Origin of the sequence: Kitasatospora sp. NPDC101176 (assembly GCF_044768035.1) — a bacterium.
Taxonomy (GTDB): domain Bacteria; phylum Actinomycetota; class Actinomycetes; order Streptomycetales; family Streptomycetaceae; genus Kitasatospora.
The window spans coordinates 52,142-78,105 of the sequence record NZ_JBIWPA010000024.1; the positions used below are offsets into that span (position 1 = coordinate 52,142).

General features: G+C 73.5%; 25 protein-coding genes. 10 read left to right on the plus strand and 15 right to left on the minus strand.

The genetic code is table 11. The features are described 5' to 3' along the window. Nucleotides 1-131 precede the first annotated feature (131 nt). From ACIRS1_RS27520 to ACIRS1_RS27540, 5 genes are all read right to left on the minus strand, one after another. On the minus strand, nt 132-530 hold the full coding sequence (locus ACIRS1_RS27520; protein ID WP_402844560.1) for a hypothetical protein: 399 nt from the start codon (nt 528-530) through the stop codon (nt 132-134). A 785-nt stretch (nt 531-1,315) separates the two neighbouring features. Further along, nucleotides 1,316-2,194: a S1 family serine peptidase gene (locus ACIRS1_RS27525; protein WP_402844563.1), complete on the minus strand. Its 879-nt coding sequence runs from the start codon at nt 2,192-2,194 to the stop codon at nt 1,316-1,318. A 251-nt stretch (nt 2,195-2,445) separates the two neighbouring features. Beyond that, complete coding sequence (locus tag ACIRS1_RS27530) at nt 2,446-2,715, minus strand: DUF1049 domain-containing protein (RefSeq protein WP_402844566.1); 270 nt, start codon at nt 2,713-2,715, stop codon at nt 2,446-2,448. Nucleotides 2,716-2,808: 93 nt separating this feature from the next. Beyond that, nucleotides 2,809-3,078, minus strand: a complete 270-nt coding sequence (locus ACIRS1_RS27535) for a hypothetical protein (protein WP_402844568.1) — start codon at nt 3,076-3,078, stop codon at nt 2,809-2,811. 115 nt (nt 3,079-3,193) lie between these two features. After that, entirely contained in the window at nt 3,194-5,572 is a 2,379-nt protein-coding gene (locus tag ACIRS1_RS27540) for a hypothetical protein (RefSeq protein ID WP_402844570.1), read from the minus strand. Nucleotides 5,573-6,132: 560 nt separating this feature from the next. On the opposite strand from ACIRS1_RS27540, the gene ACIRS1_RS27545 reads away from it, so the two are divergent. The 4 genes from ACIRS1_RS27545 (at nt 6,133) to ACIRS1_RS27560 (ending at nt 12,184) form a co-directional block, all read left to right on the plus strand. Further along, the gene (locus ACIRS1_RS27545) at nt 6,133-7,224 is read left to right on the plus strand and encodes a hypothetical protein (protein WP_402844572.1); all 1,092 of its coding nucleotides are present in this window, start codon (nt 6,133-6,135) and stop codon (nt 7,222-7,224) included. A 188-nt stretch (nt 7,225-7,412) separates the two neighbouring features. Continuing rightward, nucleotides 7,413-8,990, plus strand: coding sequence for a hypothetical protein (locus ACIRS1_RS27550; protein WP_402844575.1), 1,578 nt, complete (start codon nt 7,413-7,415; stop codon nt 8,988-8,990). Nucleotides 8,991-9,446: 456 nt separating this feature from the next. Beyond that, nucleotides 9,447-10,658: an acyltransferase family protein gene (locus tag ACIRS1_RS27555; RefSeq protein ID WP_402844577.1), complete on the plus strand. Its 1,212-nt coding sequence runs from the start codon at nt 9,447-9,449 to the stop codon at nt 10,656-10,658. Continuing rightward, nucleotides 10,655-12,184, plus strand: a complete 1,530-nt coding sequence (locus ACIRS1_RS27560; RefSeq protein ID WP_402844579.1) for a glycosyltransferase family 39 protein — start codon at nt 10,655-10,657, stop codon at nt 12,182-12,184. Before ACIRS1_RS27555 ends, ACIRS1_RS27560 begins: the two co-directional genes overlap by 4 nt. A 319-nt stretch (nt 12,185-12,503) precedes the next feature. Here the strand turns inward: ACIRS1_RS27560 and ACIRS1_RS27565 are convergent, their stop codons facing one another. Continuing rightward, entirely contained in the window at nt 12,504-12,797 is a 294-nt protein-coding gene (locus ACIRS1_RS27565; protein ID WP_402844582.1) for a hypothetical protein, read from the minus strand. Between the two features lie 155 nt (nt 12,798-12,952). Between ACIRS1_RS27565 and ACIRS1_RS27570 the strand changes: the two genes are divergently transcribed. After that, complete coding sequence (locus ACIRS1_RS27570; protein ID WP_402844585.1) at nt 12,953-16,366, plus strand: BTAD domain-containing putative transcriptional regulator; 3,414 nt, start codon at nt 12,953-12,955, stop codon at nt 16,364-16,366. A 7-nt stretch (nt 16,367-16,373) separates the two neighbouring features. On the opposite strand, the gene ACIRS1_RS27575 is transcribed toward ACIRS1_RS27570, so the two are convergent. From ACIRS1_RS27575 to ACIRS1_RS27600, 6 genes are all read right to left on the minus strand, one after another. Continuing rightward, on the minus strand, nt 16,374-17,321 hold the full coding sequence (locus tag ACIRS1_RS27575) for a TIGR03619 family F420-dependent LLM class oxidoreductase (protein WP_402844588.1): 948 nt from the start codon (nt 17,319-17,321) through the stop codon (nt 16,374-16,376). 131 nt (nt 17,322-17,452) lie between these two features. Continuing rightward, complete coding sequence (locus ACIRS1_RS27580; protein ID WP_402844591.1) at nt 17,453-18,136, minus strand: hemerythrin domain-containing protein; 684 nt, start codon at nt 18,134-18,136, stop codon at nt 17,453-17,455. Nucleotides 18,137-18,250: 114 nt separating this feature from the next. Then, the gene (locus ACIRS1_RS27585) at nt 18,251-19,093 is read right to left on the minus strand and encodes an alpha/beta fold hydrolase (RefSeq protein ID WP_402844721.1); all 843 of its coding nucleotides are present in this window, start codon (nt 19,091-19,093) and stop codon (nt 18,251-18,253) included. A 14-nt stretch (nt 19,094-19,107) separates the two neighbouring features. Further along, complete coding sequence (locus ACIRS1_RS27590) at nt 19,108-19,749, minus strand: dihydrofolate reductase family protein (protein WP_360222004.1); 642 nt, start codon at nt 19,747-19,749, stop codon at nt 19,108-19,110. 155 nt (nt 19,750-19,904) lie between these two features. Next, nucleotides 19,905-20,354 carry a nitroreductase family deazaflavin-dependent oxidoreductase gene (locus ACIRS1_RS27595; protein WP_396317124.1) on the minus strand — a complete coding sequence of 150 codons (450 nt, stop codon included), beginning with the start codon at nt 20,352-20,354 and terminating at the stop codon, nt 19,905-19,907. 249 nt (nt 20,355-20,603) lie between these two features. After that, nucleotides 20,604-20,948, minus strand: coding sequence for a hypothetical protein (locus ACIRS1_RS27600; protein ID WP_396317125.1), 345 nt, complete (start codon nt 20,946-20,948; stop codon nt 20,604-20,606). Nucleotides 20,949-21,055: 107 nt separating this feature from the next. On the opposite strand from ACIRS1_RS27600, the gene ACIRS1_RS27605 reads away from it, so the two are divergent. The 4 genes from ACIRS1_RS27605 (at nt 21,056) to ACIRS1_RS27620 (ending at nt 23,576) form a co-directional block, all read left to right on the plus strand. Further along, nucleotides 21,056-21,472, plus strand: coding sequence for a hypothetical protein (locus ACIRS1_RS27605; RefSeq protein ID WP_402844595.1), 417 nt, complete (start codon nt 21,056-21,058; stop codon nt 21,470-21,472). Between the two features lie 102 nt (nt 21,473-21,574). Beyond that, nucleotides 21,575-22,261 carry a hypothetical protein gene (locus ACIRS1_RS27610; protein ID WP_396317127.1) on the plus strand — a complete coding sequence of 229 codons (687 nt, stop codon included), beginning with the start codon at nt 21,575-21,577 and terminating at the stop codon, nt 22,259-22,261. A 112-nt stretch (nt 22,262-22,373) separates the two neighbouring features. Then, on the plus strand, nt 22,374-22,847 hold the full coding sequence (locus ACIRS1_RS27615; RefSeq protein WP_396317128.1) for a DIP1984 family protein: 474 nt from the start codon (nt 22,374-22,376) through the stop codon (nt 22,845-22,847). A 366-nt stretch (nt 22,848-23,213) separates the two neighbouring features. Further along, on the plus strand, nt 23,214-23,576 hold the full coding sequence (locus ACIRS1_RS27620) for a hypothetical protein (protein ID WP_402844597.1): 363 nt from the start codon (nt 23,214-23,216) through the stop codon (nt 23,574-23,576). A gap of 55 nt (nt 23,577-23,631) precedes the next feature. On the opposite strand, the gene ACIRS1_RS27625 is transcribed toward ACIRS1_RS27620, so the two are convergent. From ACIRS1_RS27625 to ACIRS1_RS27635, 3 genes are all read right to left on the minus strand, one after another. Continuing rightward, nucleotides 23,632-24,024 carry a hypothetical protein gene (locus tag ACIRS1_RS27625; RefSeq protein WP_402844600.1) on the minus strand — a complete coding sequence of 131 codons (393 nt, stop codon included), beginning with the start codon at nt 24,022-24,024 and terminating at the stop codon, nt 23,632-23,634. After that, complete coding sequence (locus ACIRS1_RS27630; RefSeq protein WP_396317131.1) at nt 24,021-24,311, minus strand: hypothetical protein; 291 nt, start codon at nt 24,309-24,311, stop codon at nt 24,021-24,023. Before ACIRS1_RS27630 ends, ACIRS1_RS27625 begins: the two co-directional genes overlap by 4 nt. 178 nt (nt 24,312-24,489) lie before the next feature. Beyond that, nucleotides 24,490-24,999, minus strand: coding sequence for a DinB family protein (locus tag ACIRS1_RS27635; RefSeq protein WP_396317132.1), 510 nt, complete (start codon nt 24,997-24,999; stop codon nt 24,490-24,492). Between the two features lie 88 nt (nt 25,000-25,087). Here ACIRS1_RS27635 and ACIRS1_RS27640 point away from each other — a divergent pair, with 88 nt between their 5' ends. After that, complete coding sequence (locus ACIRS1_RS27640; RefSeq protein ID WP_402844604.1) at nt 25,088-25,834, plus strand: hypothetical protein; 747 nt, start codon at nt 25,088-25,090, stop codon at nt 25,832-25,834. Nucleotides 25,835-25,964 lie beyond the last annotated feature (130 nt).

Sequence of the window (25,964 nt, forward strand, 5' to 3'; positions counted from 1 at the left end):
GGGGGGCGGGCGCCCGCCCCCCCCCCCCCCCCCCCGCCCCCCGGGGGGGGGGGCCCCCCCGCCGCCCCCCCCCCCGCCCCCCCGGCCCCCCCCCGCCCCCCCCCCCCGCCCCCGGGATCACGACCGGACGGTCACACGTAGATCTCGTTGGTGCAGTCGGTCCACCACGGCCGCGGCGGGGCCCAGCCCAGGTACTTGGTGCCGCAGATCTTGATGCTCTTGACCTGCAGGTACTTGGTCGCGTTGGACTTGCCGCGGTCCGCCCGCTGCTCCCCGCGGTCGTTGCCGAAGTTGTCCGTGATGCGCACGCTGCCCGTGTAGTAGGTGCCGTCGCCGGTGTAGATCCAGACCCAGCCGTCCGAGCAGTTGTCCACCTGGACCTGCACGTTGTCGAGCTTGTAGTACTTGGTGCAGCCGGCCGTGGCGGCGGTGCCCGCCGCGGCGGGGGAGACCGACAGGGCGCCCGCTGCGGCCACGGCCAGGCCCAGGACTCCGGCCGTCCTCGCCAGCTTGCCCGGCATCTTCTTCATGGTGACAACTCCAAGAGGTGCGGTCCGGGGCGTCCGCCCCCGGCTCACCCCCACTGTCCCGTGGCCGTCACACGCGCCGCATCCGTCATCTGACTGCACGCCACACGCTCCTGTGAGAACCGGTCGTGACGGTTCGTCCGTGCGTCACCACGGCGCCAGGCCCTGGCCCACCGAGGAGTGGGAGCGCCGGCCTCCCGACCGGTGCGCCGGGTTCGTCTGGCATCGTGTCCTGCCGCCCAGCCCGCCGTCCGGTCACACTCCGGAGGCCGGGCGGGCGCGCGGTGGCGGTCTACTCCCCGTCTCGGGCGGTTCGGTGGCAGGCCTCGAGGCGGTCGAGCGCGTCGAGAGCCCGGTCGAAGACGGCGGTGGCGGGCCACGGCGGGCCACGGCGGGCCACGGCGGGCCACGGCGGGGCTTCGGGGCTTCGGGGCTCCGGGACCAGGTCGGGCGGACGACCGCAGCCCGGTACGGGGCCCTGCCGGCCAGAGCGTGCTCGTCGTCGAGGCGTACGAGGACGTCGCCGCAGGCGCCGCACTCCAGCCACGCGGTGAGCGGGGTTCCGTGGAGCGGGTGGCCGGGGGCGATCTCCCGGCCGAGTTCGTGGGTGATGGCCGCGGCGCGCGGCGAGTTCTCGACCTCCCGCCACCACTGGTCGTCCGCCTCCGGGTCGGGGCACCAACGAAGTGCGGACCGGGCCGCGGCGGACACGTCGAACACGTCGGCCAGTGCGAGGAGGGTGGGCGGCGGTCCCGCCCGCGCGGGACGTCGGTGGGATGGAGAGCGGGCTACGACACCTTCGCGATCCAGTCGGTGAACTCGGAGACCCTGGTGTACACGCCGTAGTGGGCGGGCGCCGCTTCCGTGTGGCCGTAGAAGTCGGGGCGGGCACAGCCGTACCCCCAGGAGGTGATGCCGGTCAGGACCTGCCCTCCGGAGCCGTCACCGGTGGCCAGCGGGCCGCCCGAATCCCCTTGGCAGCTCTCTGCGCCGCCCTCCTTGAGGCCGGCGCAGATCATTCTGCCGGTGATGCCGTCGTCGCCGTAGGAGTCGCGGCAGGTGGTCTCGCCGACGATCGGGACCGTGGCGGTGCGCAACTCGGGGGTGTCTCCCCGCGGGGTGGGTGCGCCCCAGCCGGAGATCTCGGCGGTGATGCCCGTTGCGGGGGCGTCCCCTGGCCGTGGCAGCCGGATGGGGCGGGCGTGATCGTCCAGGGCCAGCGGCACGGCGGGGCGCACCACGGCGATGTCGCTGTCGTGGGTCCCGGGGTCGTAGTCGGGGTGGACCAGCCGGTCGGCGATCAGGGCGATGTGCCCGCCCGCCCGGTCGTCGTGGGAGCCGTAGCGGAAGGCGAGAACCGGTCCGTGCTCGCCGTCGACGCAGGCGGCCGAGGTGACGACGGCGGTCGCGCTGATGATGGACCCCTCGCAGGCCAGGCTGCCGTCGGGATGGAGGAAGGCGACGTTCTCCAGATCCTGGCCGGGACCGGCCGGGCTGCCCCCGGTGACCGCCAGAGCGGTCTGGAGGTGCCCGCACAGAACCAGCCCGGTGACGGCGGCTGCGACGCCAAGGCCGCGGCGCGCACTCGGTCGGAGGGGGAACCGGCGCACTCTGAGCTCCAGCTGGTCGTGCAGCCTGCCGCTGCCGGGGGTGTCGATGCGATACAACCAGTCACGACGGCGACGTGCGTGTGGGGGCGGTCGTCCGGGTGACGAGCGGATCCGTCGGAACGGCGAGGCCGGCAGGAAGGCGGCGCGCGTCGTCGGCCGCGGCGTCCGGCGGCGTGGCCCGGACCGGCCCGTGTGGGACGACCGCGTGGGAGGCCACCGTGGATCCGTCCGCCGACTGCGCAGTCCTCGCCGCCCGCGGCGTCCCGCCGGTCAGGCCCGGGGCGGATGTCGGCGTACGGGCCCCGGGATCACGGACGGGCTGCTCTGCGGGCGGCCCGGCGGCGGGTCAGGAAGGTGCCGATGAGCATGCCGACGAGGATCGTGACGGTCAGGACGACCCAGAGCGGCAGGGTGACGTCGGCGACCCACAGGGTGATGGTCACGGAGGCGGTGTTGACCGCGATGAACCAGACGGCCAGGACGGCGATGACGCCCATGGCGATGGTGCGCAGTCGTACCTCGCGGCCCTTGACCGTGAGACGCGACGGCTCGTGGTGCGTGTGGGCGTTCTGCGCCATGGCTTCAGTATCGTGCGATCCGCTCGATTCGTCCCCATGAGGTGTCGACGGACGGGCCCGGGGCCCGTCCGTCCGGCTCGCCGCGGCCGCCGGTCACGCGGGGACCGCGTCCTCGGGCGGGCGGCGTCTCCGGGCGAGGAGGGCTTCGAGCAGCCCGGTGAGGTGGGTGCCGAGGCCGAGGGCGCCGGTCGCGACGGCGGCCGGGGCGACCGTCCGTGCGGTGGTGTCGGGCGGTCCGGGAGGCGGCCCCAGCCGGGGATCGACCCAGCCGTCGGGATCCAGGGTGACGACGACCTGCTCGCCGGTCCGCGGCCGCCGGTCGCCCAGCTGCACGCCGTACCGCTGCCCGAGGGGGCCGGGCACCGCAGGCCGCCATCCCGGCTGAATCCGCACTGACCGCGGCGGAGTTCGCTTCAGCGGCTGCCGTCCGCTGCGGCGACGGGCCCGGGGGCTCGTCGCCGCAGCAGTGCAGGATCGTTCAGCTGCCGCTGCCGCTGCCGCTGCCGCTGCCGCTGCCCCGGCGGGCGCGGCTGCGGTGGGTCAGCAGGGCGCCGAGTCCCAGGGAGAGCAGGGCGCCGAGGCCGAGGGCGCCGGTGGTGCCGGTGCCGGCGTCGGCAAGGGTGTCGTGGGGGCCCGAGGAGGACAGGCTGTCGGCGCTGCTGCCGCCCATCGTGAAGTGGACCGGCTCGACGGACGTCTGCCCGCCGTCGTGGTGGGGCATCCCGGGGAAGCCGCTGCCACCGGGCATCCACGAGGGGGCGCCGTGGTCGGGCCGGCCGGGGAGGCTGCTGTGGCCGTGGCTCCACGGGAGGTCGCTGTGCTCGGGCGGACCGGAGTGGCCGCCCGCGTGGCCACCGGGATGGCCACCGGAGTGGCCGCCCGCGTGGTCGTCGTCGCAGTCGTCCCCGTGGTCGTGGTCGTGGCCGTGGTCGTGGTCCTGGCAGGGCTTGCACGCCGGGACGGTCACGGTGTTGCTGCCGGCGGTCACGGTGCTGCCGCCCGGGGTGGTGGCGGTGGCGGTCGCGTGGTCGGTGATCCGGCCGGCTCTGACGTCGTCGGCGGTCACGGTGTATTCGGCGGTGCAGGTGGTCGAGGCACCGGCCTCCAGGCTGGCGACGGGGCAGGTCACCTGGGGGGTTCCGGGTCCGGCGTCGTCGACGTGCAGGTCGGCGATGGATGTGGTGCCGGAGTTGGTGACCGTGAACGTGTAGTGGACGGTCTGTCCGGCGGCCGAGAACGCCGTCTCCTCGGCCGCCTTCACGATCGTGAGTCCGGCGTAGGGGACGGTGACCTGGTTGCTGGTGCCGGTGACGGTGCTGCCGCCCGGGGCGGTGCCGGTGGCCGTCGCCGTGTCGACGACCTTCCCGGCGTGCACGTCCGCGGCGGTGGTGGTGTACGTGGCGGTGCAGGTGGTGGACCCGCCCGCCGCGAGGGTCGCCGCGAGGCAGGTCACGGTCGGGGTGCCGGGGCCCTGGTCGGTGACCGAGACGTCCGCCAGCGGCTGGGAGCCGGTGTTGGTCACCAGGTAGCTGTAGTGCAGGACCTGTCCGGGGGCGGTGAAGTCCTGCTCGGTGACGGACTTCACGACGGTGACGCCGCGGGTGGGCGGGGTGACGGCGACGGTGGTGGTGCAGCCGCCCTGCGTGGCGCAGGTGCCGCCCTGACCGGTCGCGGTGGCGGTGTTCGTGAGTGAGCCGTTGCCGCTGTCGGGGGTGTTGACGGTGACCTTGTAGCTGACGGTCGCGGTGCCGCCCGGGCCGAGGAGGCCGGTGTAGGTGAGGGTGTTGCCGGTCACGGAGGCGTTGCCGGTGGTCGCGGTGACGGACCCGGGGACCAGGGTGGCGTCGTCGAGGACGGCGCTGAGGTCGTCGGTGAAGTCGGCGTTCGCCGCGACGGTGCCGGTGTTCGTCACGTTCACGGTGTAGGTGACCGTGGCGCCCTCGTCGACCGGGCCCGCGGGCGAGGCGCCCTTGGCGATGGTGTAGGCGGGGGTGGCGCAACTGCCGGAGTCCTGCGGGGCGGTGGCTCCGTAGAAGCCGGATCCGGTGGCGGCGACGGCCGTCACCGGCAGGGGGGACGTCGAGGCGGCGGTCGGGACGCTGTCGAGCCGGTTGATCGTCCCGTCCGATCCGAAGGCGTAGACCTTGCCGCCCGACTGCGCGGCGCCGAAGGTCTGCGGGACGGTTCCGATCTGGGTGACGGAGTTGTCCGGGTGGATCCGGAACACAGACGAGGGGGTACCGGAGGCGCCGTCCGGGGTGCCGAACGCGAGGACGTCGCCGTCGGTGAGGGTCAGGAAGTCGCCCGCGGAGACGATCCCCGGGGGGAACGCGTAGGGGGCCGGAGTGCTGGAGCCGGTGACCGGGTCGAGCCGGAAGATCTGGTTGGTGCTGAACGCCCCGACGATCAGCGTGCCGTCGGCGGCGGCCGTCAGGCCGTTGACGGACGTCGCGGTCGAGAGGGGCCCGGTCACCGGGACGGGGGCGCTCTCGGCTCCGGTGGCCGGGTCGATCGTGAACAGCATGGGTGCGGCGGGGAAGTTGATGCCGTACAGCTTCGACCCGTCGGGGCTGAAGGCGATGTCGCCGTAGTCACGGGTGAGCGGGGTGCTGAACAGGACGGTGCCGGTGGTGTCGTACTCGATGAGGGTGTGGGTCGCGCCGCCGGTGTTCGCCCACAGGGGGACGGAAGGGCAGTCGGCTCGCGTGGCCCTGGCAGTGGCGGCGGGCGCATGGGCCTCGGCGTGGGCGCTCTGGGCGAGGGCGAGCGTGGCTCCCGCGCCGCTGACTGCGAGTACCAGGCCTGTGGCGGCCGCGACGAGTGAGCGCTGCGGGGAAGGTCGGCTGGCGTGCGCCATGTGTCCTGTTCGCCTTTCTTTCGGGGGATCGGTTCGGGAAGGGGGTGGGCGGGCCGGGGCGGCCGGGGTACGAGGGGCTCGTGTCCGTCGTGGTGGCGGGGCGGCACAGGGGCCGGCCGTCCTGGGTGCACGGTGGATGCGGGGTTTCACCGTGTGGTGCCAGGACGGCTGACGGGCCGGGTGGGATCTGTTCCTGCGTCGAGGAAACGTCCATCCGCCTTTCTGATCCACTGACAGACAGCGGGACATGCGTTGCCGAGAATTAGTCGGACTAAAACATGAAGAGACCATTTGGGTCAGTGCACTATCGATTCCCCGAGTGCCGGATTCAGGCCTTTCCCGTGCCGCGACTTCCACCCGGAGCCACGTCCGCCTCGCCGTCGATCGTCCTCGGCCGTCCCCCGTGGCCGTGGGTCACCCGCCCCGTCGACGACCCGGCTCCGGTCGTCGGCAGGCTCGCTGGTCCTGACGACCGTTCACGGGCACCGGCGTGGCCGGGCAGGGCATCGGGGTATCCCTCTCCTGCCGGTCGTCCCGGCCCTCAGGAGGTGCTCCACGTCATGAACTCCGCGTACAGGCCCGTGGCCGTTCCGGCGCTGTACTGCCCGTTCCCGTTCCGTACCTCGCCCGTCACGGACCAGATCGACCAGGGTGGGGCGGAGTGGATGGAGCGGTTCGCCCTGGCCGCCGCCGGGCGCCGGCTGGAGTACTTCCGGCGGGCGCACGTCGGCCGGTTCGTGGGCTGGGGCGTGCCGGACGGCCTGCCGGGCCCGCTCCAGATCGCGACGAACTACTGCAACTGGCTGTTCGCCTTCGACGACGCCGTCTGCGACGAGCGGCTCGGAGGCGCCTCCCCGGGTGGTCTGGCCATCTACCTGACCCGGATGGCGCGCATGCTGGAGACGCCCAGTGTGCCGATGCTCCGGGACGACCGATGGGCGATGTCCCTGCTGGACATCCGGCGGGAACTGGCCTCCCACGCGACCCCGGCCCAGGTCTACCGCTGGGTGGACCAGGTGCAGGACTACTTCACCGGCCTGGTCTGGGAGGCGGCCATCCGCGAGAGCGGCAGGACGGCGAGCGTGAACGACTACATCATGATGTGGCAGAAGAGCAGCGCCACGCTCTCCGCCCTCGCCTTCATCGAGGTCGCCGGCGGATACGTCCTGACCGCGGAGGAAGTCCACGAGCCGCGCGTCCACGCACTGCAGGACATCGCCGCCGCCCTGGTCGGCTGGTGCAACGACATCGTCTCGTACAACAAGGAAGCCTTCCGGGCGCAGCACTTCGGGTTCCCCGGGATCCAGAACCTCGTCCCGGTGCTGGCCCACGAGCTGGGCTGCACGCTGGACGACGCCGCCCGCCGGGCCGTCGCCATGCACGACGCGGCCATGTACCGGATGGCCGGGCTGAGCGAACAGGTGCGCCGCGACGCCGGGCCCGCGCTCGGCCGCTACGTCGACGGTCTGTGCGCGTGGGTGCGCGGGAGCCTCGGATGGCACCTGACCACCGAGCGCTACGCGGACCCCAACAACCCGGACGATCCCGTGGCCAGGCGCGTCGCGATGCCGACGGTCGTGACGTCACCCACGGCGCCGATCGACACCGCTCCTCTGCGGATCCCCGCGGTCGCCTGGTGGTGGGACTGCTGAGCGAACCGCCCGCCTTCGAACGTCAGCGGTACGAGGTGCGTGTGACCTGAGGCCGGACTGCGCGAGGGCGTGCCCGAAAGGCCCGGCGGAGGCTCCCCTCCGCCGCGCCCTCTCGTGCACGATCTAGATCAACAGGACCCGTAGCGTGGCCGTTCCAGACGACGTACTCGCAGACAGGTGACCTCGACGTGAAACTCAGGAACGCGGCGATCCTCGGTTCCGCCTCGCTGACCGCGGCTCTCGTGATATCGCCCGAGGCGTTCGCGGCCTCGCCGGCCGGTTCCGGAAATCCGGCCGATTCCTACCGGGGGTTCACGATCGAGAACCTCACGTCCGTGGACATGACCCCGAAGGGCAGGGACGACGGGAAGGGCCTCGTGTTCGATGACAAGACGCCGATCAAGTCCCGTGACGCCAGGGGTGCGAAAGTCGTCGAGAGGGAGGGCCTCGACAACTGGGCGCACGTGATGTTCGCGCTGGGCTCCGGGGGCACGGCGCAGGGAATCCAGGTGACCCTCAGGTCGCAGGGGCCGCACGGCGAACCCCAGGCCTCCTGTCAGCCGGACAACGGCACGAAGGTCTGGTGTGACGTCTCCGGGACCACGGTCCGGGTCCTCGACCCGGGAACCAGGCCGTTCACCATCCAGAACCTCACGGGTGACGACATGACCCTGGGAGACGTGGAGGAGGGGAAGGGCATCGTCCTTCCGTCGTCTTCCACCATCCGTCCGGGGGCATCCATGAGCGCCGCGGTCTCCGAGAAGCAGGGCGTCGACAACTGGACGAGTGCCACGTTCACATTCCCCGGCAAGACCGGTGGCAAGGACAGGAAGCTGAAGATCACGCTCAGGGCCCAGGGCCCGCACAAGGACCCCCAGGTGGCCTGCAAGGTGACCAGCGGCAACCCCCAGACCCGGTGCGACCCCGAGGGAACCACGATGAAGGTGATTCACGAGAAGCCCGAGGACGTCAACGTCACGGACAGCGCCACGCAGAACCGGCTCATCGGTGCCCTCTGCCAGGAGGGTCTGAACGCGAGCTGCGATTACAAGGCCACGAAGACGGGCGACGGGCCCGCTGTGGAGGTTCCGGTCTCGGATGAGAAGAAGAACTGCGGGACCGATCCCGTGACGGACTCGGTCGACTGGAACCACACCGCCCGCTACAACCAGTCAGGATCGGTGCCGTTCGACGACGGGAAGGGCAACCTCACCTATCTGGGGAACAAGGTCAAGGCGGCCGTGGGCGGCGTCTGGCAGACGGGGTACGAGTTCAAGGGGAAGAACACCCGGGACATTCCGCCGGGAAGCACCGGGAAGCTGGTGGCCGAGCTTCCGATGAAGCAGGTCACCGGGGACTACACCCTGAAGGTGGGTGACAGTACGTACCGGATCAAGAACGCCACCGCCGACTTCCCGAACCCCGCCGGCCAGGTGAAGGTCACGACCTCGACCAGCCCGGACCCGACCTGCGGTCCGTTCAGGCAGAGCATCGCCAAGAAGGACGGCGACACCGTCGCCTTCACCTTCGACCCGGCCGACACGAAGGGCACCACGCTGGTCGACGTGCACTGGGTCGTGAAGGGCGGGTCCGAGAAGCAGCAGGACTTCAGGATGAACCGCCAGCCGAACGGTTCCTGGACGATCACGAAGCAGCTCTCGGGGCCCGACTTCGAGTACTGGTTCACCTACGGTGACGAGAAGCTCGTCAAGGACACCGACCGCTTCGACGGCAGCGGCAAGCCCCTCAGCGGCGCCTCCGAGTAACGCCGCGACGTGCTCTCCCGGCCGTACACCGAGGCCGGGCACCGAAAGGGGGCGGCCCCACCCGGCCAGGGCCGCGAAGGCGAGGTTGGGCGTGGCCCGGGCGGAACGGTTCGCCCGGCAGAGAGTCGGGAGGTGCCGGGGAGGCGGGTTCGCCCCTCTCCGGCGCTCTCCGAGGCCGCTGCGGGCATGCTAGAGATCTTCACGACCCCGCCATAAGCGGCGTCTGGCCTGCCGTTGCGCGGCGGACGGCGGCTCCGTGCCCGCTGGCCGCGCCCTGTCCGCAGTTGACCGGCGATGCCGGCGGCCGGTCCGCAGGTCTGCCTCCTCGTCTGCCCGATCGGTGATCGCGGGAACGGGCGTCGACGGCGAGGATGGATGAACCGGAATTCTCCCGGGTGAGCCCCGACCTGGTCCCGCGGGGACGGCTGAGTCCCCGACCCGAGGATCACTGACCTGATGTCACCGACGACCGTAGCTCCGCGAGAGCAGCCGGGCGATCCCCGGTGCACCCGGGCGGGCGTGCCCGGCGTGGTGCCGCCCGAGTCCGCAAGCGCCGGGCGCCCGCGCCTGTACGCGCTCGACGGCATGCGCCTGATGGCCGCCCTCGGCGTGCTCTGCTGGCACTGGCTCGGTTCCCGGAGCCTCCCCGGGGTCTGGCACGGCGACACCGCCGGGCTGATGCCGCTCGGACACCTGATCGGCGCCTACAGCTGGACCGGTGTGCAGCTGTTCTTCCTGATCAGCGGCTTCGTGATCTGCCTGTCGTGCTGGGGCCGCCCGCTCGGGGACTTCGTGACCTCGCGGGTGGTCCGGCTCTTCCCGGCCTACTGGTTCGCGGTGCTGGCCACCTCCGCCGTGCTCTGGATCCTCCCGGCGGTCTGGTGCGGCCACACCCCCCGTCCGACCCCGAGCCGGATCCTGACCAATCTGACGATGGCCAACACGCCGCTGGGCGTGGACGACATCGACCCGGTGTACTGGTCGCTCTGGGCGGAGCTGCGCTTCTACGTGCTGTTCGGCGTGCTGCTGTGCTGGGGCCTGACCTACCGGCGGGTGGTCGCCTTCCTGGGCGTCTGGGCCTTCCTGGGCACCATCGCGCCCTCGGCGGACCTCCCGCTGCTCGGCCTCCTCGTCCAGCCCGACTACTGCTGGTACTTCATCGCCGGCGTCGCGTTCTTCCTGATGCACCGGTTCGGACCGAACCTCCTGCTCTGGAGCCTGGTGGGCTACGGCTACCTGATGGCGCAGGACCGGATGCGCGGGATCATCGGCGGTTACGAGTACGACACCCACCACCACCTGTCCTGGTACCTGACCATGGCGTACGTGACGGCCTCCTACGTCCTGGTCGCCGCCGTCGCGCTCGGCCGGCTCGACCGGGTGCGCTGGAAGTGGCTGACCGCCGCCGGTGCGCTCACCTACCCGCTCTACCTGCTGCACCAGGAGATCGGATTCGAGATCATCACCCGGCTCCGTCCCCACCTGGCGCCGTACCCGACGTTCTTCCTGGTCCTCGCGGTCATGCTGGTGCTCGCCCACCTGGTGCACCGGTTCGTCGAGCGCCCTCTGGCCCCACGGATGAGGCGCATGCTCGACGCCTCCTTCCGGGAGATCCGGCGTTCCGCCCAGCCGCCGGCCCCGGGCCGACCCGGGGGAGGCCGGCCATGACCGTGCGCGCCGCGGCCGAGACCGAGACGGCAGCCGGGAGCGTGGAGCGCGAAGCCGTCCGGCAGGCTCCGGCCGCCGGCGGTGCGGCCTTCGTCGCCCGCACCGTCTGGCTCTGGCCCGCGCTGGTGACGCTGGCACTCGGCGTCCGGGGCAGCTGGCGCCCGGAGCTGTGGCGCGACGAGGTGGCCACCTGGAGCGCGGCCACCCGCAGTACCGGCGGGCTGCTGGACATGCTGCAGCACGTCGACGCCGTCTCCGGCACCTACTACCTGCTGATGCACTTCTGGATCTCGGGCTTCGGCGACTCACCGACGCTCTTCCGGCTGCCGTCCGCACTGGCGATGGCGGCGGCCGCGGCCTTGGTGGTGCTGGCCGGGCGCAAACTCTTCGGCACCTGGCCCGGCTTCTTCGGCGGGATGCTCTTCGCGGTCCTCCCCAGCGTCTCGCGGTTCGCCCAGGAGGGGCGCGGCTACGCCTTCGCCGTGATGTCGGTGGCCGCGGCGACGTGGCTGCTGCTGCGCGCCCTGGAGCGCCCGACCGCGCCGCGCTGGCTGCCGTACGCACTGGCGGTCGTGTCCGTCGGGTTGTTCCACGTGGTCGCGTTGACCGTGCTGGTGCCGCACGCGGTCGTCGTGCTGATGCGCTGGTGGCGGTGGCGCCGCCACCGGCTGCTGATCGCCTTCTCGGTCTCGGTCCCGGTCGCACTGCTGGCGTTGGTCCCGGTGATCGTGCTCGGGCGCCGACAGGCCGGACGGCAGATCTCCTGGCTGCACTCCCCGAACCTGCAGGACTTCGTCGAGACCTGGCACGGCATGTTCGGCTCGGCGCTGGTCAGCGGCTGCATGCTCGGCCTGTGCGCACTGCCCGCGGCCTGGCCCCGGGGCCGCCGGCCGGCACTGGAGATCGGCCTGGTCGCCGGCGTTCCGCTCGTCCTGATCTGGGCGATCTCGCAGGCGCAGACCTCGTACTTCCTGGACCGCTACCTGCTCTTCACCCTGCCCGCCTGGGCCGTGCTCGCCGGCGCCGGCCTGACCGCGCTGCGACCGCGGGCGCTGATCGCGGTCGGCCTGGCCGGCACCGCCCTGCTGGGCCTGCAGGACCAGCAGGCGGTGCGCACCGCGACCTCGCACGACTGGTCGGACCCGAAGGGCGCGGCCCGGATCATCGCCGACGGCTACCGGCCGGGCGACGGCATCGTGCCGGTCCGCGGCGGCGCGGCGTACATGATGCTCGACCACGCGCTGGAGTACTACCTGCCGCGGGACATCCACCCCAGGGACGTCTTCGTCCAGCGCAGCGCGGCGGCGAAGCAGGACCTGTACGCCGACGAGTGCGTCCTGCCCGCCGCCTGCGCGGCCGGCGTCGACCGGATCTGGGTGGTCACCTACGGCTCGCCAGACGACCCGTACAAGCAGCTGCCCGACGACGAGGTCAAGGTGCTGACCTCGGAGTTCACCCGGGCGAAGACCGACTCCGTCCGAGGACTGACGGTCACCCTGCTGGAGCGCAAGCCAGCCAAGGCGTAGCGTCTTTTGCCATCCCCGGCCCGGCCGGCGCCTCTCACCGCCGCTCGCGGACGCGGGATTCCTGGGGATCGCCCTGACGACGGTCGGCGGTCTGGTCCCTCCGGGCAAGAAGGGCCGAGCGCTCGACGCGTTGCTGTCGGGCACGACAGCTGCTGTCCTTCCACACCCCGGTCGGCGGGGCCGCCGCCAGCGGCGAGGTGCCGCTGGCCCACGGCACCGCGAGCTGCTCGATGCGACGATCCGTCGCCGACTGACCGGGCTCATCTCGGCCCGGGACGCGCAGACGGCTGAGCAGGTGGCGTGGGCGTGTGCCGTCACGTCACGCCGGCTTGGTGGCCCTGCACCAGGTGCACCGGTACCCGTCGTACCGTTTGCCGGAGTCCACGCCGAGGTCCTCGTTGATGAACTCCAGGGGGCCCCAGCTGTGGCGCAGTTCGGTCTCGCGGCCGCGGCACTTGCGGCAGCGTCTGAACCAGAGGCAGTGCTCCGCCTCGGGGGTTCCCCTGGCGCCCAGGACGATCCCGTAGAGCGTGAAGCTGCCGTCGTACTGCTCCCAGTAGCCCCAGTCGTGTCCGTTGCAGAAGGCCTTGTTGAACGCGTTGCCGAGCGGCATGGAAGTCCCTTTCCCCAGGGGGAACTCGAGGAGCGAGGCACCCGCGGTATCCCCGCGGGAGGAGATCGACATGCCCGCGGGGCGGTCCGGGGCTCCGGGGCTGCCGGACGTCCCGGGTCCGTCGGGTCGCGGCGCGCCGTTACGATGGTCCGGTCATGATCACATTGAAGGTGCTCGGCTCGTTCCGGGTCGAGGTCGACGGCCGCCCGGTCGACACGGGTGGCCGGCTCGCCCGGATGGTCCTGGTCCAACTGCTGCTCGCCGGTGGGGCCGTCGTGCCCACGGAGCAGATGATCGAGCGGTTGTGGCCGACCCGCGTCCCCTCGAGCGCACAGACCTCGCTGCACGCCTACGTCGCACGGCTGCGGCGCGTCCTCGAACCGCAACGGGCGCCCCGGACACCCGCCCGGATCCTGGTCAGCGCGCCCTACGGCTACGCCCTCGCCGTGCCGCGGGACGCGGTGGACGCCTGGGTGTTCGAGCAGCGGGTCGCGCAGTGCGCGGGGGCCGGCACGCCTGCACGTCCCGCCGCCGAGGGCCTGGCCGAGGCGCTCGCCTCGTGGGGCGGCCAGCCGTACGCGGAGTTCCTGGACGAGCCCTGGACCGCCGGTGAACGCGCGCGTCTGGAGGAGGTGCACCGCACCGCCCGCGAGCGGCTCGCCGCGGCCCGGCTGGGCAGCGGACAGGCCGCGCAGGCCCTCACCGACACGCTCGCGCTGACGCGGGAACAGCCGCTGCACGAGGAGGGCTGGCGGCTGCTGGCCCTGGCGCTGTGGGCCCGCGACCGCCGGGGCGACGCCCTGGCCGCGCTGCGCCGGGCCCGGCGCACCCTCGGGGACGAACTCGGTGTCGACCCCGGCCCCGCGCTCCTGGAACTGGAACAGGCCCTCCTGCATCAGCGCCTGGACGTCCTGCGGCTGGCGACCGGGGAACCCGCCGTACCCGCCGTACCCGCGGAAGCCCCCACCGCGGTGGACGATCCGCCGGCGAGCGCCGGCTCCCTCACGCCGACCGCTCCGACGTCCACCACCCTCACGCCGACCGCCCTCACGCCGGACCGGCTCCTGGGCCGCGACGGCGAACTGGCCGGGCTCGCCGCCGCGGCCGACCGGGCCCGCCGCGGCCGGGCCCAGGTGGTCCTGGTCTCCGGCGAACCCGGCATCGGCAAGTCGAGCCTCCTGGACGCGGCCGTGCGCCAACTGCCCCGGCAGGGCTGGCTGGCCGCGTCCGGGCAGTGCCCGGAGACCGAGGGCGCCCCGCCCGGCCGGGCCTGGTTCGACATGCTCCCGGGCCTGGCCCAGGCCGCGCCACCGGGCCGGTACGCCGACGAACTCGCTCCGCTCCTGGCCCCGGGCGGCACGGACGACACCGGGCAGCCGGACGGCAGCCCGGCCCGCCGCTTCCGCCTGCACCGGGCGCTGCTCGGCTGGCTCCGCGACACGGCCCGGCGGCGGCCCCTGCTGATCGTGCTGGACGACCTGCACCGGGGCGACCGGGAGAGCGTCGAGCTCTTCCTGCTCTGCGCCGAGCACCTGCGCGACGTACCGCTGCTCCTGGTGGGCTCCTACCGCACCGGCGAGGGCGACCTCACCGGCGCCCTGGCACGCCTGGCCGCCTGCTCACCCGTGCGCATGGCGCTCGGCGGACTGTCGGACGCCCAGGCGAAGGAACTGCTGCACCGCACCGCGACCGGCATGAGCGAACGGGCCGCGGCGGCCCTGGCCGAACGGGCCGGCGGGAACCCCTTCCACCTGCACGAGAGCTCGCTCCTGCTGGCCGGCGAGGGCGAGCAGCAGGCGCTGGCCCGCGTCCCGCAGGGAGTCCAGGACGTCCTGCGGCGCCGGCTCGCCCTGCTCGCCCCGACCGTCACCGCCGGACTGCGGCTGGCCGCCGTCGCCGGCCGAGAGGCCCAGGTCGCCCTGCTCCTGCAGGCCGCGGACAGCGACCCCGAGCAACTCCTCGACGCCCTGGACGCGGGAGTCACCGCAGGACTGCTCACCGAGCCGCGCCCGGGCACGGTCCGGTTCAGCCACGCCCTCGTCAGGGACGCCCTGGAGGCCGACCTCACGCGCCTGCGGCTGGCCCGGATGCACTCCCGACTGGGCCGGGGCCTGATCGCCCTCGGCTCGGACGACGTCGCCGCCACCGCCCACCACCTCCTGCAGGCGGCCCCGGTGGTGACCGCCGACGCCGCGCCCGCCGTCCACCACGCCCGACTGGCCGGCGAACAGGCGGTGCGCCGCTACGCCCCGCAGAACGCCGAGGCCCTCCTGAACGCGGCCCTCGCAATCCTCGCCGACCACCCGGCCGCCTTCGCCGACCAGGACGCCGCCCTGGTGCGGGTGCTGCTGCTGGGCCAGCTGGTCGACTGCCGGATCCGGATGGGAGCCGTGGTACCCGCCCGCGAGGCACAACAGCAGGCCGTCCAGGTCGCCCGCACCCAGGGCCGCGCCGACCTGCTGACCGCCGCCTACACGACGTGGACCGAACCGACGCCGTGGCGCGTGCGCGCCTACGCCGCGTCCGACCCGGAGGCCGTCGCGGAACTCGACGCGCTGCTGCGCGGCCCGGAACCGACCGACCGGCAGCGGTGCCTGCTCCTCGACCAGCTCGCCGACGCGCTCGACGACACCGACCCCCGGGCCGTGGCCGTCGCGCGCCGGGCCGTCGAACTCGCCCGCGGCCTGGACGACCCCCGCCTGCGCGGCCTGACGCTCACCTCCCTGCTGCGCCGGGTCGACGGCGAACTCGAACCCGACGCCTACCAGGAGCTCTACGCGGAACTCGCCGAGGTCGCCGCCGCCCAGGAGAGCCCCGAGTACTCCTGGATGAGCGCCTACACCGCCGCCCGGATCGCCGCCACCCGCAACGACCCGGCGGAGATGGAACGCTGCCTGCAGCGGGCCGACGGGATCGCCCGCACGTACGGGCTCCAGGGCGCGTACGCGGTGGCCCGGCTGCGCCACCCGATGCTCGCCATGGCCCGGGGGCGCTTCGACGAGGCCGAGCAGGCCCTGGGCGCGGCCGTCGCCGAGCTGCGCGAGCGCGGGGCGGTGGACCTCAGCGGCCTGGCGGGCCTGGCCGTCGGGTGCATCCGGCTGCAGCAGGGCCGGCTCGCCGAGGTGCTGCCCGTGCTGCTGGCGGTGTGGGAGCAGTACCAGCCGCACAACGAGGCCCTCACCGCCCTCGCGCTGCTGGCCGCGGGCCGCCCCGACCAGGCCCGGGAGGTCTTCGGCCGGCGGGTGCCGCTGCGCCGCGACTTCGCCTACCCCGTGCTCGCGGGGCTGCGGGGCGCGGCCGCCGTCGCCTTCGACGACCGGGAGGCCGCCGCCGAGGTCTACCGGGACCTGCTGCCCCTCCAGGGGCTCGCCGGCGGCGCCGGCAGCCTCAGCCTGGTCTTCCGGCCCGTCGCCCAGACCCTGGGCGACCTGGCCGGCTTCCTGGGCCGCCCGGAGCAGGCCCGGCACCACTACCGCGAGGCCGCGCGGGTGGCGGCCGCCTGGGACTCCGCGCACTGGGCGGACGCCGCCCGCACGGCCCTGGCCGGGCTGCCCCCGGAGCCCGCGTAGCGACCCCTCAGGACAGGGCCTGCCGGGCCGGGGAGGAGACGGCGGGTTCGGCCAGTTCGGCCAGGAACGCCGCCGCCAGGTCGAGGAACTCCCCGGGCGAGTCGGTGGTGAGCTGGAGGTCCACCAGCACCTCGTCGGTCTCCGTCTCGCACATCCCCCGCAGGTGGTCGCAGATCTGGCGCACCGTCCCCCGGTGGTGGGTCTCCTCCGGCCCCGCCTCGACGGCGGTGACCTCGGGGTTCACCCGCAACACCCGGCGCAGCCCGGCCGGGTCCCGCCCCGCCCGCTCCGCCGCCTCGGCGGCCACCGCCCACAGGCCGTGGAAGTACGGCAGCGGCATCGAGGCGGACAGCCAGCCGTCCGCGCGCCGGCCGACCCGCTCCAGGGCGGGCGGGGTGAACCCGCCCAGCAGGACCGGCGGCCGCGGGCCCTGGACGGGCTTGGGCAGGACGGTCGACCCGGGGACGGTCCACAGCGCGCCGGTGTGGACGACCGGGTCCGAGCACCAGACCGCGTCGAGGACGTCCAGGGTCTCCTCCAGCCGTGCGCCGCGCCCCCGCCAGGGCACCCCCGCGGCCTCGTACTCCTCGCGCATCCAGCCCAGCCCGAGCCCCACGTCCAGGCGTCCGTGGCTGATCAGGTCGAGCGTCGTCAGGGCGCGGGCGAGCACGACGGGCGGCTGCCACAGGGCGTTGAGCGTGCTGCTGCCCAGCCGCACCCGCCCGGTCGCCGCGGCCGCCACCCCCAGGGTGAGCAGCGGGTCGAGGTGGGTGGCGTACCGGGCGGGCATCGCCCGGCCGCCCGGGTAGCCGTCGGGCGGGGTGAGCGGAGCGAGCAGCCGGTCGGCCACCCAGAGGCTGTGGCAGCCCAGCTCCTCGAGCGCCGCGCACATCGCGGCGGTGCGGTCGGGATCGGCGAACGGGCCGAACTGGGGGACGGAGAATCCGATGCGCATCGGTGACGCTTCCTCGATCGGTACGGGCGGGGGCGGGCCGTCGGCGCCGGGCCACTGACACCGGGCCGTCGGCGCCGGCCCCCGGGGCAGGCGGACAGGGGCGGCCGGGGGCGGCCGGACGGCGGGACGCGTCAGGCGGCCGCGCGCGGACCGCGGACCCGGTCGGTCTCCCGGCGGTACTGCCGCTGCCCGAGCAGCTTCCACAGCACCCGCGCCGGGACGGGCAGCCGCGCGAGGAACTCCCGGCGCTCCGCGGGCGAGGTGTCCTCCAGGATGGCCCCCAGGGCGATCATCAGCCGGTTCCGGGGCGTCTCGGCGAGGCCCCGCTCGCCCACGGCGTGCCACTGCTCCTCGTTCACGTGGAGCGCGACCAGCGGCATCACCTCCCGCTCCTCCTCGTCGAGGTGGGCGCACAGCTGCCGGTGGTGCCTGCGCAGCGCCTCGGTGAGCTCGTCGCGGTCCTCGGCCAGGGCCCGCCCCTGCCACCGCTCCACCAGCCGCCGGACCTCGGCGATCCCGTCGGAGAGCTCCCGGTGCTGCGCCTCCATCGCCAGCACCTGCTCGGCGTCGAGGTCCAGGTGGGGCAGCAGGACCGGCCAGAGCATCTCGTCCTCGCCGGTGTGGTGGGCGTGCAGGCCGATGGAGTACAGCCGCCAGTGCTCGGCGAGGACCCGGGCGCGTTCGGTGTCGCCGGGCCGCACGTCCTGGACGAGTTCGGCCAGCAGGCGCGACTCGCGGCGGAACACCTGGTGGATCATCGCCATCTCGCGGGTGTAGGGGTGGAGGGGGGAGTGGGAGTCGTTGCTCGAAGTCATGACATCCAGTCTCCGAAGCCCCGTTGCAGGCCACTTGCAGCCGACTTGCTCGCCCCGCCGTCCCCCGCCGTCGTCCGCCGTACCCCGCCGCCGTACCCCGTACCCCGCCGTCCGCTATCCGAGCTCGAGCATCGCCCCGGTGACCTCGCCGACCGCCGCGGCGGGGAGCGCGGTGGCGGCCTCGTCGAGGACGAGCAGCCGGGCCCCGGGGATCTCGCGCGCGAGCGCCTCGCCGTTGCCGACGGGGAAGAACCGGTCGCGGCGCCCGTGGACGACGAGGGTCGGGACCGCGACGCCGGGCAGGCGCTCGCGCCAGCGGGGCGTGCAGTCCAGCCGGGAGAACACCACGCCCAGCTGGTTGGCCAGCTGGACCGGGGGAGCGGTGCCGGGCGTGCGGTCCCAGACGCGTGCGGCGACGGCCCGGGCGGCGGCGGGGTCGTCGCCGAGGACCTGCGCGCCAGCGGCGGCGAACTCCGCCACCGCCGCGCGGTCGGCCCAGTCGGGCGCCGGGCGCGCGAACAGCCGGCCCATCGTCTCCCCGTCGTGGTCGGGCAGGTCGTCGTCGGGCGGGCCCGGGGCGACCGGGCGGGTGCCGACCAGGGTGAGCGCGCGGAACGCGCCCGGGTGGTCGAGCACGGCCACCTGGGCGACCATCCCGCCGACGCCGATCCCCCCGAGGTGCGCGGGCGCCCCGCCGAGCGCGCCGGCCAGGGCCGCGGCGTCGGCGGCCAGGTCGCGCAGGGTGTAGGCGGGTGCCTGAGGGTCCGCCGTCGTGGACTCCCCGCTGTCCCGCAGGTCGTAGCGCACCGCCCGGCGCCCGCCGGCGGCCAGGCGCTCACAGAGCGCGTCGGGCCAGGAGAGCATCGTCGGCCCGCCCGCGAGCAGGACGAGCGGCGCGTCGTGGTCACCGAAGGACTCGACGCCCAGGGCGGTCCCGTCGACGTCGACGGTGGTCATCGTGGTCATCGCGATCACCTGCCCTCGTCGGACCCGAGACCGCGGTCGGGCAGGCTCATGTCGCCCGTCCCGGGCGTGCCGTCGGCGAGCCCGTAGCGCAGGTACACGGTGCCCTGCGGGCCGGCCACCGGCGGTTCGAGGAGCGTGACGTTCGTGGGCACCGCGCCCCCGTCGAACACCTTCTTCCCGACGCCGAGCACGATCGGGTGCACCCAGAGGTCGAGGCGGTCGAAGAGCTTCTCCCGCAGCAGGGACTGCACCAGGTCCAGGCTCCCGACGACCTTCACGTTCTCGTGCCGCTCCCGGATCTCCCGCACCGCGGCGGCCAGGTCCGGGCCGAGCTGCACGGACCCGGCCCACGGCAGCTCGGGCGTGCCGCGGGAGGCCACGTACTTCGGGACGCGGTTGAAGAGCTCGGCGATCTCGCCGTCCTTCTGGTGCGGCCAGTAGGAGGCGAAGATGTCGTACGTCCGCCGGCCGAGCAGGAGGGCGTCGGTGCCCTCGTACGCGGCGAGGATCTGCGCCCCGGTGGTCTCGTTCAGCAGGGGTGCCTGCCAGCCGCCGAACGGGAACCCCGCCGGGTCCTCGTCCGGCCCGCCGGGCGCCTGCCCGACGAGGTCGAGGGTCGCGAACATTTCGATCTGGATGAGGCCCATGTCTGTACTCCCGGTGCGTCGGTCTACCCCGTCGAGATGTAGACCTGCCGGAGCCGGAAAACTCATCGCCGCGCCGCGGACCGGTTCCCGAAGTGTGCCGCGACCCGCTCTCCGGGGGCGTCGGGCCCCACCCTTGTAGCCCCGCGCAGGCGCTCCTACCCGCGCGCGGCGGGCTCCAGCACGAAGACGGGGATCTCCCGGTCGGTCTTCTGCTGGTACTCGGCGTACGGCGGGTACGCGGCGACCGCGCGCTCCCACCACTCGGCCTTCTCCTGCCCGGTGACCTCCCGGGCCGTCATGTCCTGGCGCACGGGCCCGTCCTGGAGCTCCACGTGCGGGTCGGACGTGACGTTGAAGTACCAGAGTGGGTGGTGCGGGGAGCCGCCCTTCGAGGCCACGGCCGCGTACCGCCCCTCGTGCTCCACGCGCATCACCGGGGTCTTGCGGATCCTGCCGCTCCTCGCGCCGCGCGTGGTGAGGATGACGACGGGCAGGCCCGTGTCCCGGAGCGTCAGCCCCTGCGTGCCGCCCGAACCCTCGTACAGCTCGACCTGCTCGCGCACCCACTGCGCCGGACTCGGCTCGTACTCGCCTTCGAGAGGCATCGCATCACCCCGTCGTCACGTCATGAAGTGCGGTGTCCCGCCGTGGCCAGGTGGCCTGCACGGTGCCTCCGACCAGTGCGAACGCGGATCGTCGAGGCCCGTGCCCCCCACTCCTGCCGCAGGCACCTCCCAGCTGGGGGAGCATATCGGCCGCCCCCGGGCGCGGAGCGCTCCCGCACGGCCCCGCGCGTGTCCGGGCCCCGCGCATGTCCGGGCGCGGCCGGGGACCGGGGCGCCGGGCGGCCCGGGTCAGCTCCGCCAGAAGCAGAGCACCACGGCGCCTGCCATGACCAGCGCGGTCAGCAGCGGCGCCCCCATCCGGCCGTGCGGCCCGGACGTGACGGCGAGCATCGAGACGACCGGCACCGTGAAGCCCAGACCCACCATCAGCACGAGCACCACACCCGTCGGTGCGCCGGCGACCGTCGCCCCGAACACCACCGTGAACATCAGCACCAGCCACAGCGACGCGGTCACCAGCAGCCAGGCCGCCCGCGCGGTCCACCGGGCCGTCCGGTCGTCGGCGTAGAAGTCGGCGCGGGTCGTCGTCCAGAACCTCAGCAGGGGCCGGTCACGCCGGGCGGAGATCAGCATGGCGCCAGTCTGGCGTGCCCCGGGCCGTCACGGCACCCCCCGGGCCGCCGGATCTCCCGGCCCCCGCCCGAGTAGCATGTGGCGCCACGGCCGAAGGGGGCGCGACCATGGGGGACGACGCGACGCAGTCCGCGGGCTTCGGGTGCGCGGCGTGCTGCGCCGAGGACGCCGAGGTGGCGCGGGCGCACCACCGGAGCCACACCGGGGTCCGGGTCGAGACGATGATCCGGGACGACTCGCACTTCATCGTCTCCGTCCAGCGCTGCGCCCTCTGTTCGCAGGCCTTCGTGAGCGTCTTCACCGAGTACGTGGACTGGGCCGCCTCACAGGACGCGCAGTACCGCACGGTGCTGCCGATCACCGACGCCGAGGCGGACGACCTGGCGGCGGGGCGGTTGGGCCCGCACCGGGTCGGGGCCCTCGGCCACGGCCGCCGCCACCTGCAGAGCGACTGGCCGAGCGAGGCCGACGAGCCCTCCGTGTCCTGGGACAGCGGCGTCTTCGAGGTCCGCGAGGGGTACTGACCCGGACGGGCCCCTGCCGCCCCCGGGCCCCGTGCCGGCCCTGTCGGTCGTGGACAGTACGGTTGCGGCGAGCACCATCGGAACGCACGCACGGGGGCACACATGACCGTTCACCGGCCGGGACTGCCGCAGGACCTCCCGCCGGCCGAGGAGCTGTGGGCGCGCTGGGCGCTGCTCGCCGCCCTCCAGGCGACCACCGCGGACGAGGAACGCCCGCCGCGCCACCGCACCGGCCGGTGGATCGATGACAAGGGCCTGCACTGGGACGACTGCGGCTGCACCTGGTGGGTCATGTCCCAGCGGGGCGACGGCCGGTTCGTGCTCTACGGCGAGGACGAGTCGAGCGGCGTCAAGTGGCACGAGCCGGCGATCGACGTGCTGGCGGGCGGCCCCGAGTGGCTGCCCCACGAGGAACTGCGGGACCTGATCCAGTCGTACGAGATCGGCTGCGTCTACTGGTACGAGAACGGCGCCTGGGCCCGGGCACCGTACCCGGACGGCCTCCGCGACGACGGCCTGGACTGCGGCATGAGCTCCTTCATCGACCGCGGCGAAGTCCTGGGCGAACTGACGGACCACCTGGACGACACGGCCGACACGGCCGACGGGCCGGACGCGCAGGGCCTCCTGGCCGACGCGGAGGCCTACCGGCTGGACCCGCACCGGCTGCTGGAACGGCTGGCCCCGACCAACGCCGACGACGACCCGCTGGACGGGCCGGCCATCGCCCGCGCGCTGACCCGCGCAGGCCTGACCGGGGAGGTCGCGGCGACCGCCACCACCCCCTGACGAAAGGACGCACCGCAGCCCACCGAGGGGGCGGGCCCCGGCGATCCGTGCCACCGGCGCCGACGTGCATACTTGCCGGACGATCAACGGCACGCAGAGGGTGGATGACGCGGTGAAACTGGCTGAAGCGCTCGCACAGCGCGCGGCCGCGGTGCGGCAGGTGGAGCAGTTGCGCTCGCGCGTCGTCGGCAGCGCCCGCTACCAGGAGGGCGAGGAGCCGGCCGAGAACGCGGCCGAGGTCCTGGCCCAGGCCGGGGAGGTACTGGACGAGCTGGAACGGCTGATCCGCCTGATCAACCGGACCAACTCCACCACGCTCGTCGAAGGCGGCGGCACGCTGACCGACGCCCTCGCCCGCCGGGACGTCCTGCGGCTGCGCCACTCGGTGCTCACCGCGGCCGCCGACGCCGCCTCCGGACGCGACCAGCGCGGTGCCGTACGGCAGTTGCGGTCCGAACTCAGGATCCTCTCCGCCCTGCCGGTCGCCGAACTCCGCGCCCGGGCGGACCTCCTCGCCAAGGAGATCCGCGAGGTGGACACCCTGATCCAGCGCACCAACTGGGAGATCGACCTGGTCGAGGACTGACCCCGCAGACCGGGTGTGGGACAGCAGGTAGTCGCCACGGAGGCGTGCACACACCGAGGCCGGCGGTCAAACCGGTCCTGGCGCGTGAAGAGCAACGCAGGGGTTCGATTCCCCACCAACAGTGCAGCTCAGCACCGCGCACAGGTGACGGCACACGCCGCACAGCTCACCACCATGTGCAGATCCGGACGACGAGGGCGGGAACGGGGCGCCCACACCCGGGTGCGAGGGCCGTGCACACCGCACGGCCCTCGCACCCACTCCACCCGGGGGCCGACGTGCCGTCAGGCCCCGGGTGCCCGCCCACAGGGGCCCGGCGGGCAAATCCGGTGGAGACGGTTCCGCCCGCCCGGCTAGCCTCGCGCCGTGGTCGATCAGGAGCAGTACGAGCGGTACAGGGAAGACGCGACGGTGCTGGCGGCGGTCGGGGAACACGTCCACCTCCAGGTCGGCCGGGTCACCGTGCGACTGCCCGGGGACCTGGCCCGGGCCGCCGTGGACGCCTGGGAACGCGACGAGGAGCCCTCGGGCGGCCCCGGCGAGGAGAGCCGCGAGCAGTCCGAGCTACGGGACCAGGCCGGCACCCTCGCGCTGATCGGCCTCGCGATCTCGGAGTCCGGCCGCTGGGACGACGACGAGGTCACCGTCGACCTGCACGTCCACAGCGCGGGCGCGGCCTGGCTCACCTACGCCGACTCCGCGGGCACGTCCTTCCGGGTACTGGAGTAGCCGGCTCCGTTCAGCAAGGCGGCACGACCTCGTCGGCGAGGCCGCGCGCTCTCCCCTACGGCTCCAGACGGGGGTCGTCGATGTCGACGGCGACGATCCCGGGCGGATAGAGCTCCGGATCGGCCGTAAGGATCAGGTGCTGCTGCGGACGCACCGGGGTGGGCAGACTCGTGGCGATCGCGTGCGCCACGTCCTGGCCCCCGTACCCGTCGCGGACCATCGCCGCCACCACCATGGCGGTGCTCGCGTCCAACGGCTCGAACTCCAGAGAGGGCAGCGCCAGCACCGCCTGCGCGGCACCCTCGTCCTTGATCTCGGCCTCCACCAGGCAGAGCACCGGTACCAGCAGATGCTGGAACGGGCTCTGCATCGCGGAGTCCACGATCCGGTCCAGACGCGGGTGGCCGGCGGCCAGCGCGGACAGGGCGCTCGAATCCAGAATGATCACGCGCTGCGCCTCGGGGCGACCTTCGCACGGGCATCGGCCGCAGCGATGTCGTAGACCCGCTGCAGCAGGTTCGGGCCCTCGTCCAGCTCCGTGTCGGAGAGCGTCATCCCGAAGTGCTCCCGCAGCAGCCGACGGCCCTCGGCAACGCGCTCCGCGATCTGCTCTGCGGTGGGCTGCGCCTCCACCAGCCGGGCCACTTGGGCGCCGATCGTGGTGCCGCTGGCCGCCGCGAGAGCGGCGAGCCGGTCACGCGTCTCAGGGGAAACCTTGATCGTCGCATCAGCCATACTACGATCGTACACCGCTGGTGTACCAATGGTGTACCGATTGGCGGGCCCGGTCAACCGCACTGTCGCCTGGGCTGGACGTGGCCGGGGCCGCGGCGGCGACCTGAGTGTGGTGTCGGTCCTCGGCCTGGTCAAACTCGGAGAACTCGGCCCACGCAGTTGTCGGCCGGGCCCGGCGCTACACGCCGGTGGCGCCGTCGACGCGTTCGCGGACCAGGTCGGCGTGGCCGTTGTGGCGGGCGTACTCCTCGATCATGTGGACGTAGATCCAGCGAAGGCTGACGTCCTGCTCCATGAAGCGGCCCGTGTCGGTCAGGGCGTGCTCGGCGCAGTGCGCACGGGCGCGGGCGATCTCCGCGTGCCAGACGGCGAGGGCGTCGCTCAGGGCGGTGCCCTCAGCGACCTCGAAGCCACCGTCGGGGCCGTCCGGGTCGGCCTTCGGGTGGATGGGCGGAGCCTGCTCCCCGGCGAACACGCGACGGAACCAGTTCCGCTCCACCTCCGCCATGTGCTGGACCAGCCCGGTCAGCGTGAAGCCGGACGGCGGCACGGAGGCCGTGGCGGCCTGCTCGTCGTCCAGCCCCTCGCACTTCATGGCCAGGGTGGTGCGGTGGAAGTCGAGCCAGCTCTCGAGCGTCGTGCGCTCGTCGGCGTTCAGCGGCGGCATGGGGCGGTCGATGGCGTTCATCGGTCGATGATCGCAGGCTCCGCGGTCGGCGACGGACGGGGCGTCACCCCGGGGCGGGCGTCGCATGATCCGGCACTAGCCTGGCGCGGTGACGAGTCGAAATCGAACCTCCCGTACCGGCGCGGCCGCCCTCGTGGCTGCCGGCCTCGTGTTCCTCACCGCCTGCGGTGGCGGTGGCGGCACCGCAGGCAGTGGCGCCAGTGCCACCGCCGGCAGTGGCAGCAGCAGTAGTGCCGGCAAGGCGAAGGAGGTCGGCTGGTACCGCACGGTCGGCGACCTCTGCGCGGCGGTGGGCGATCCCGGTCTGCCGGGGCAGCTGAGGAGCTCGATACCGGTGACGAGCGAGGGGATCGCGGACGACCCGTCCTCGACGCTCAGCTGCAGCTACGACGGCGGCCCGGCGACGGAGGACTGGCGGGTGACCATCGACGCGACGGTCTTCGAGGCGGCCCGCGGCTGCCACTGGATGGAGGTCGAGGCGGACATCGCCAAGTCCCCGCTCGGCGGGCCCAAGCCCACCGAGACGCGCAAGTTCGCGATGAACGACGGCGGGGGCCTCGGCCAGGAGGGCTACCAGTCCTCGGTCCGGCACCCGCTCACCGACACCGTCCCCGGGCCGGTCGACCAACTGAGCTTCAAGTCGGCTTTCTGCGACGGGAACCTGAACCTGGCGGTCGACGTCGACTACGGCGCCGGCTCGGGCATGTCCGCCGACTACCCGGGCGCGCTCGACAAGGCGGAGGAGGCGGCGCGCAAGAAGGCCGCCGAACTGCTCAAGCGGGGGCGGGAGAAGCTGTACGAGCGGGCGATGAGCCCGCAGCCGACGGCTTCGTGACGGCGACGGCCTTCTGACGGGCGGCCGCCCGGCCGGGCGTCCCCACGCGCGCCCCCCGGGCGGCATGTCCCGCCGTGATCGCGCACCCTCCCACGCGACAATGACGATCCGACCAGCCCATCCCGATCCC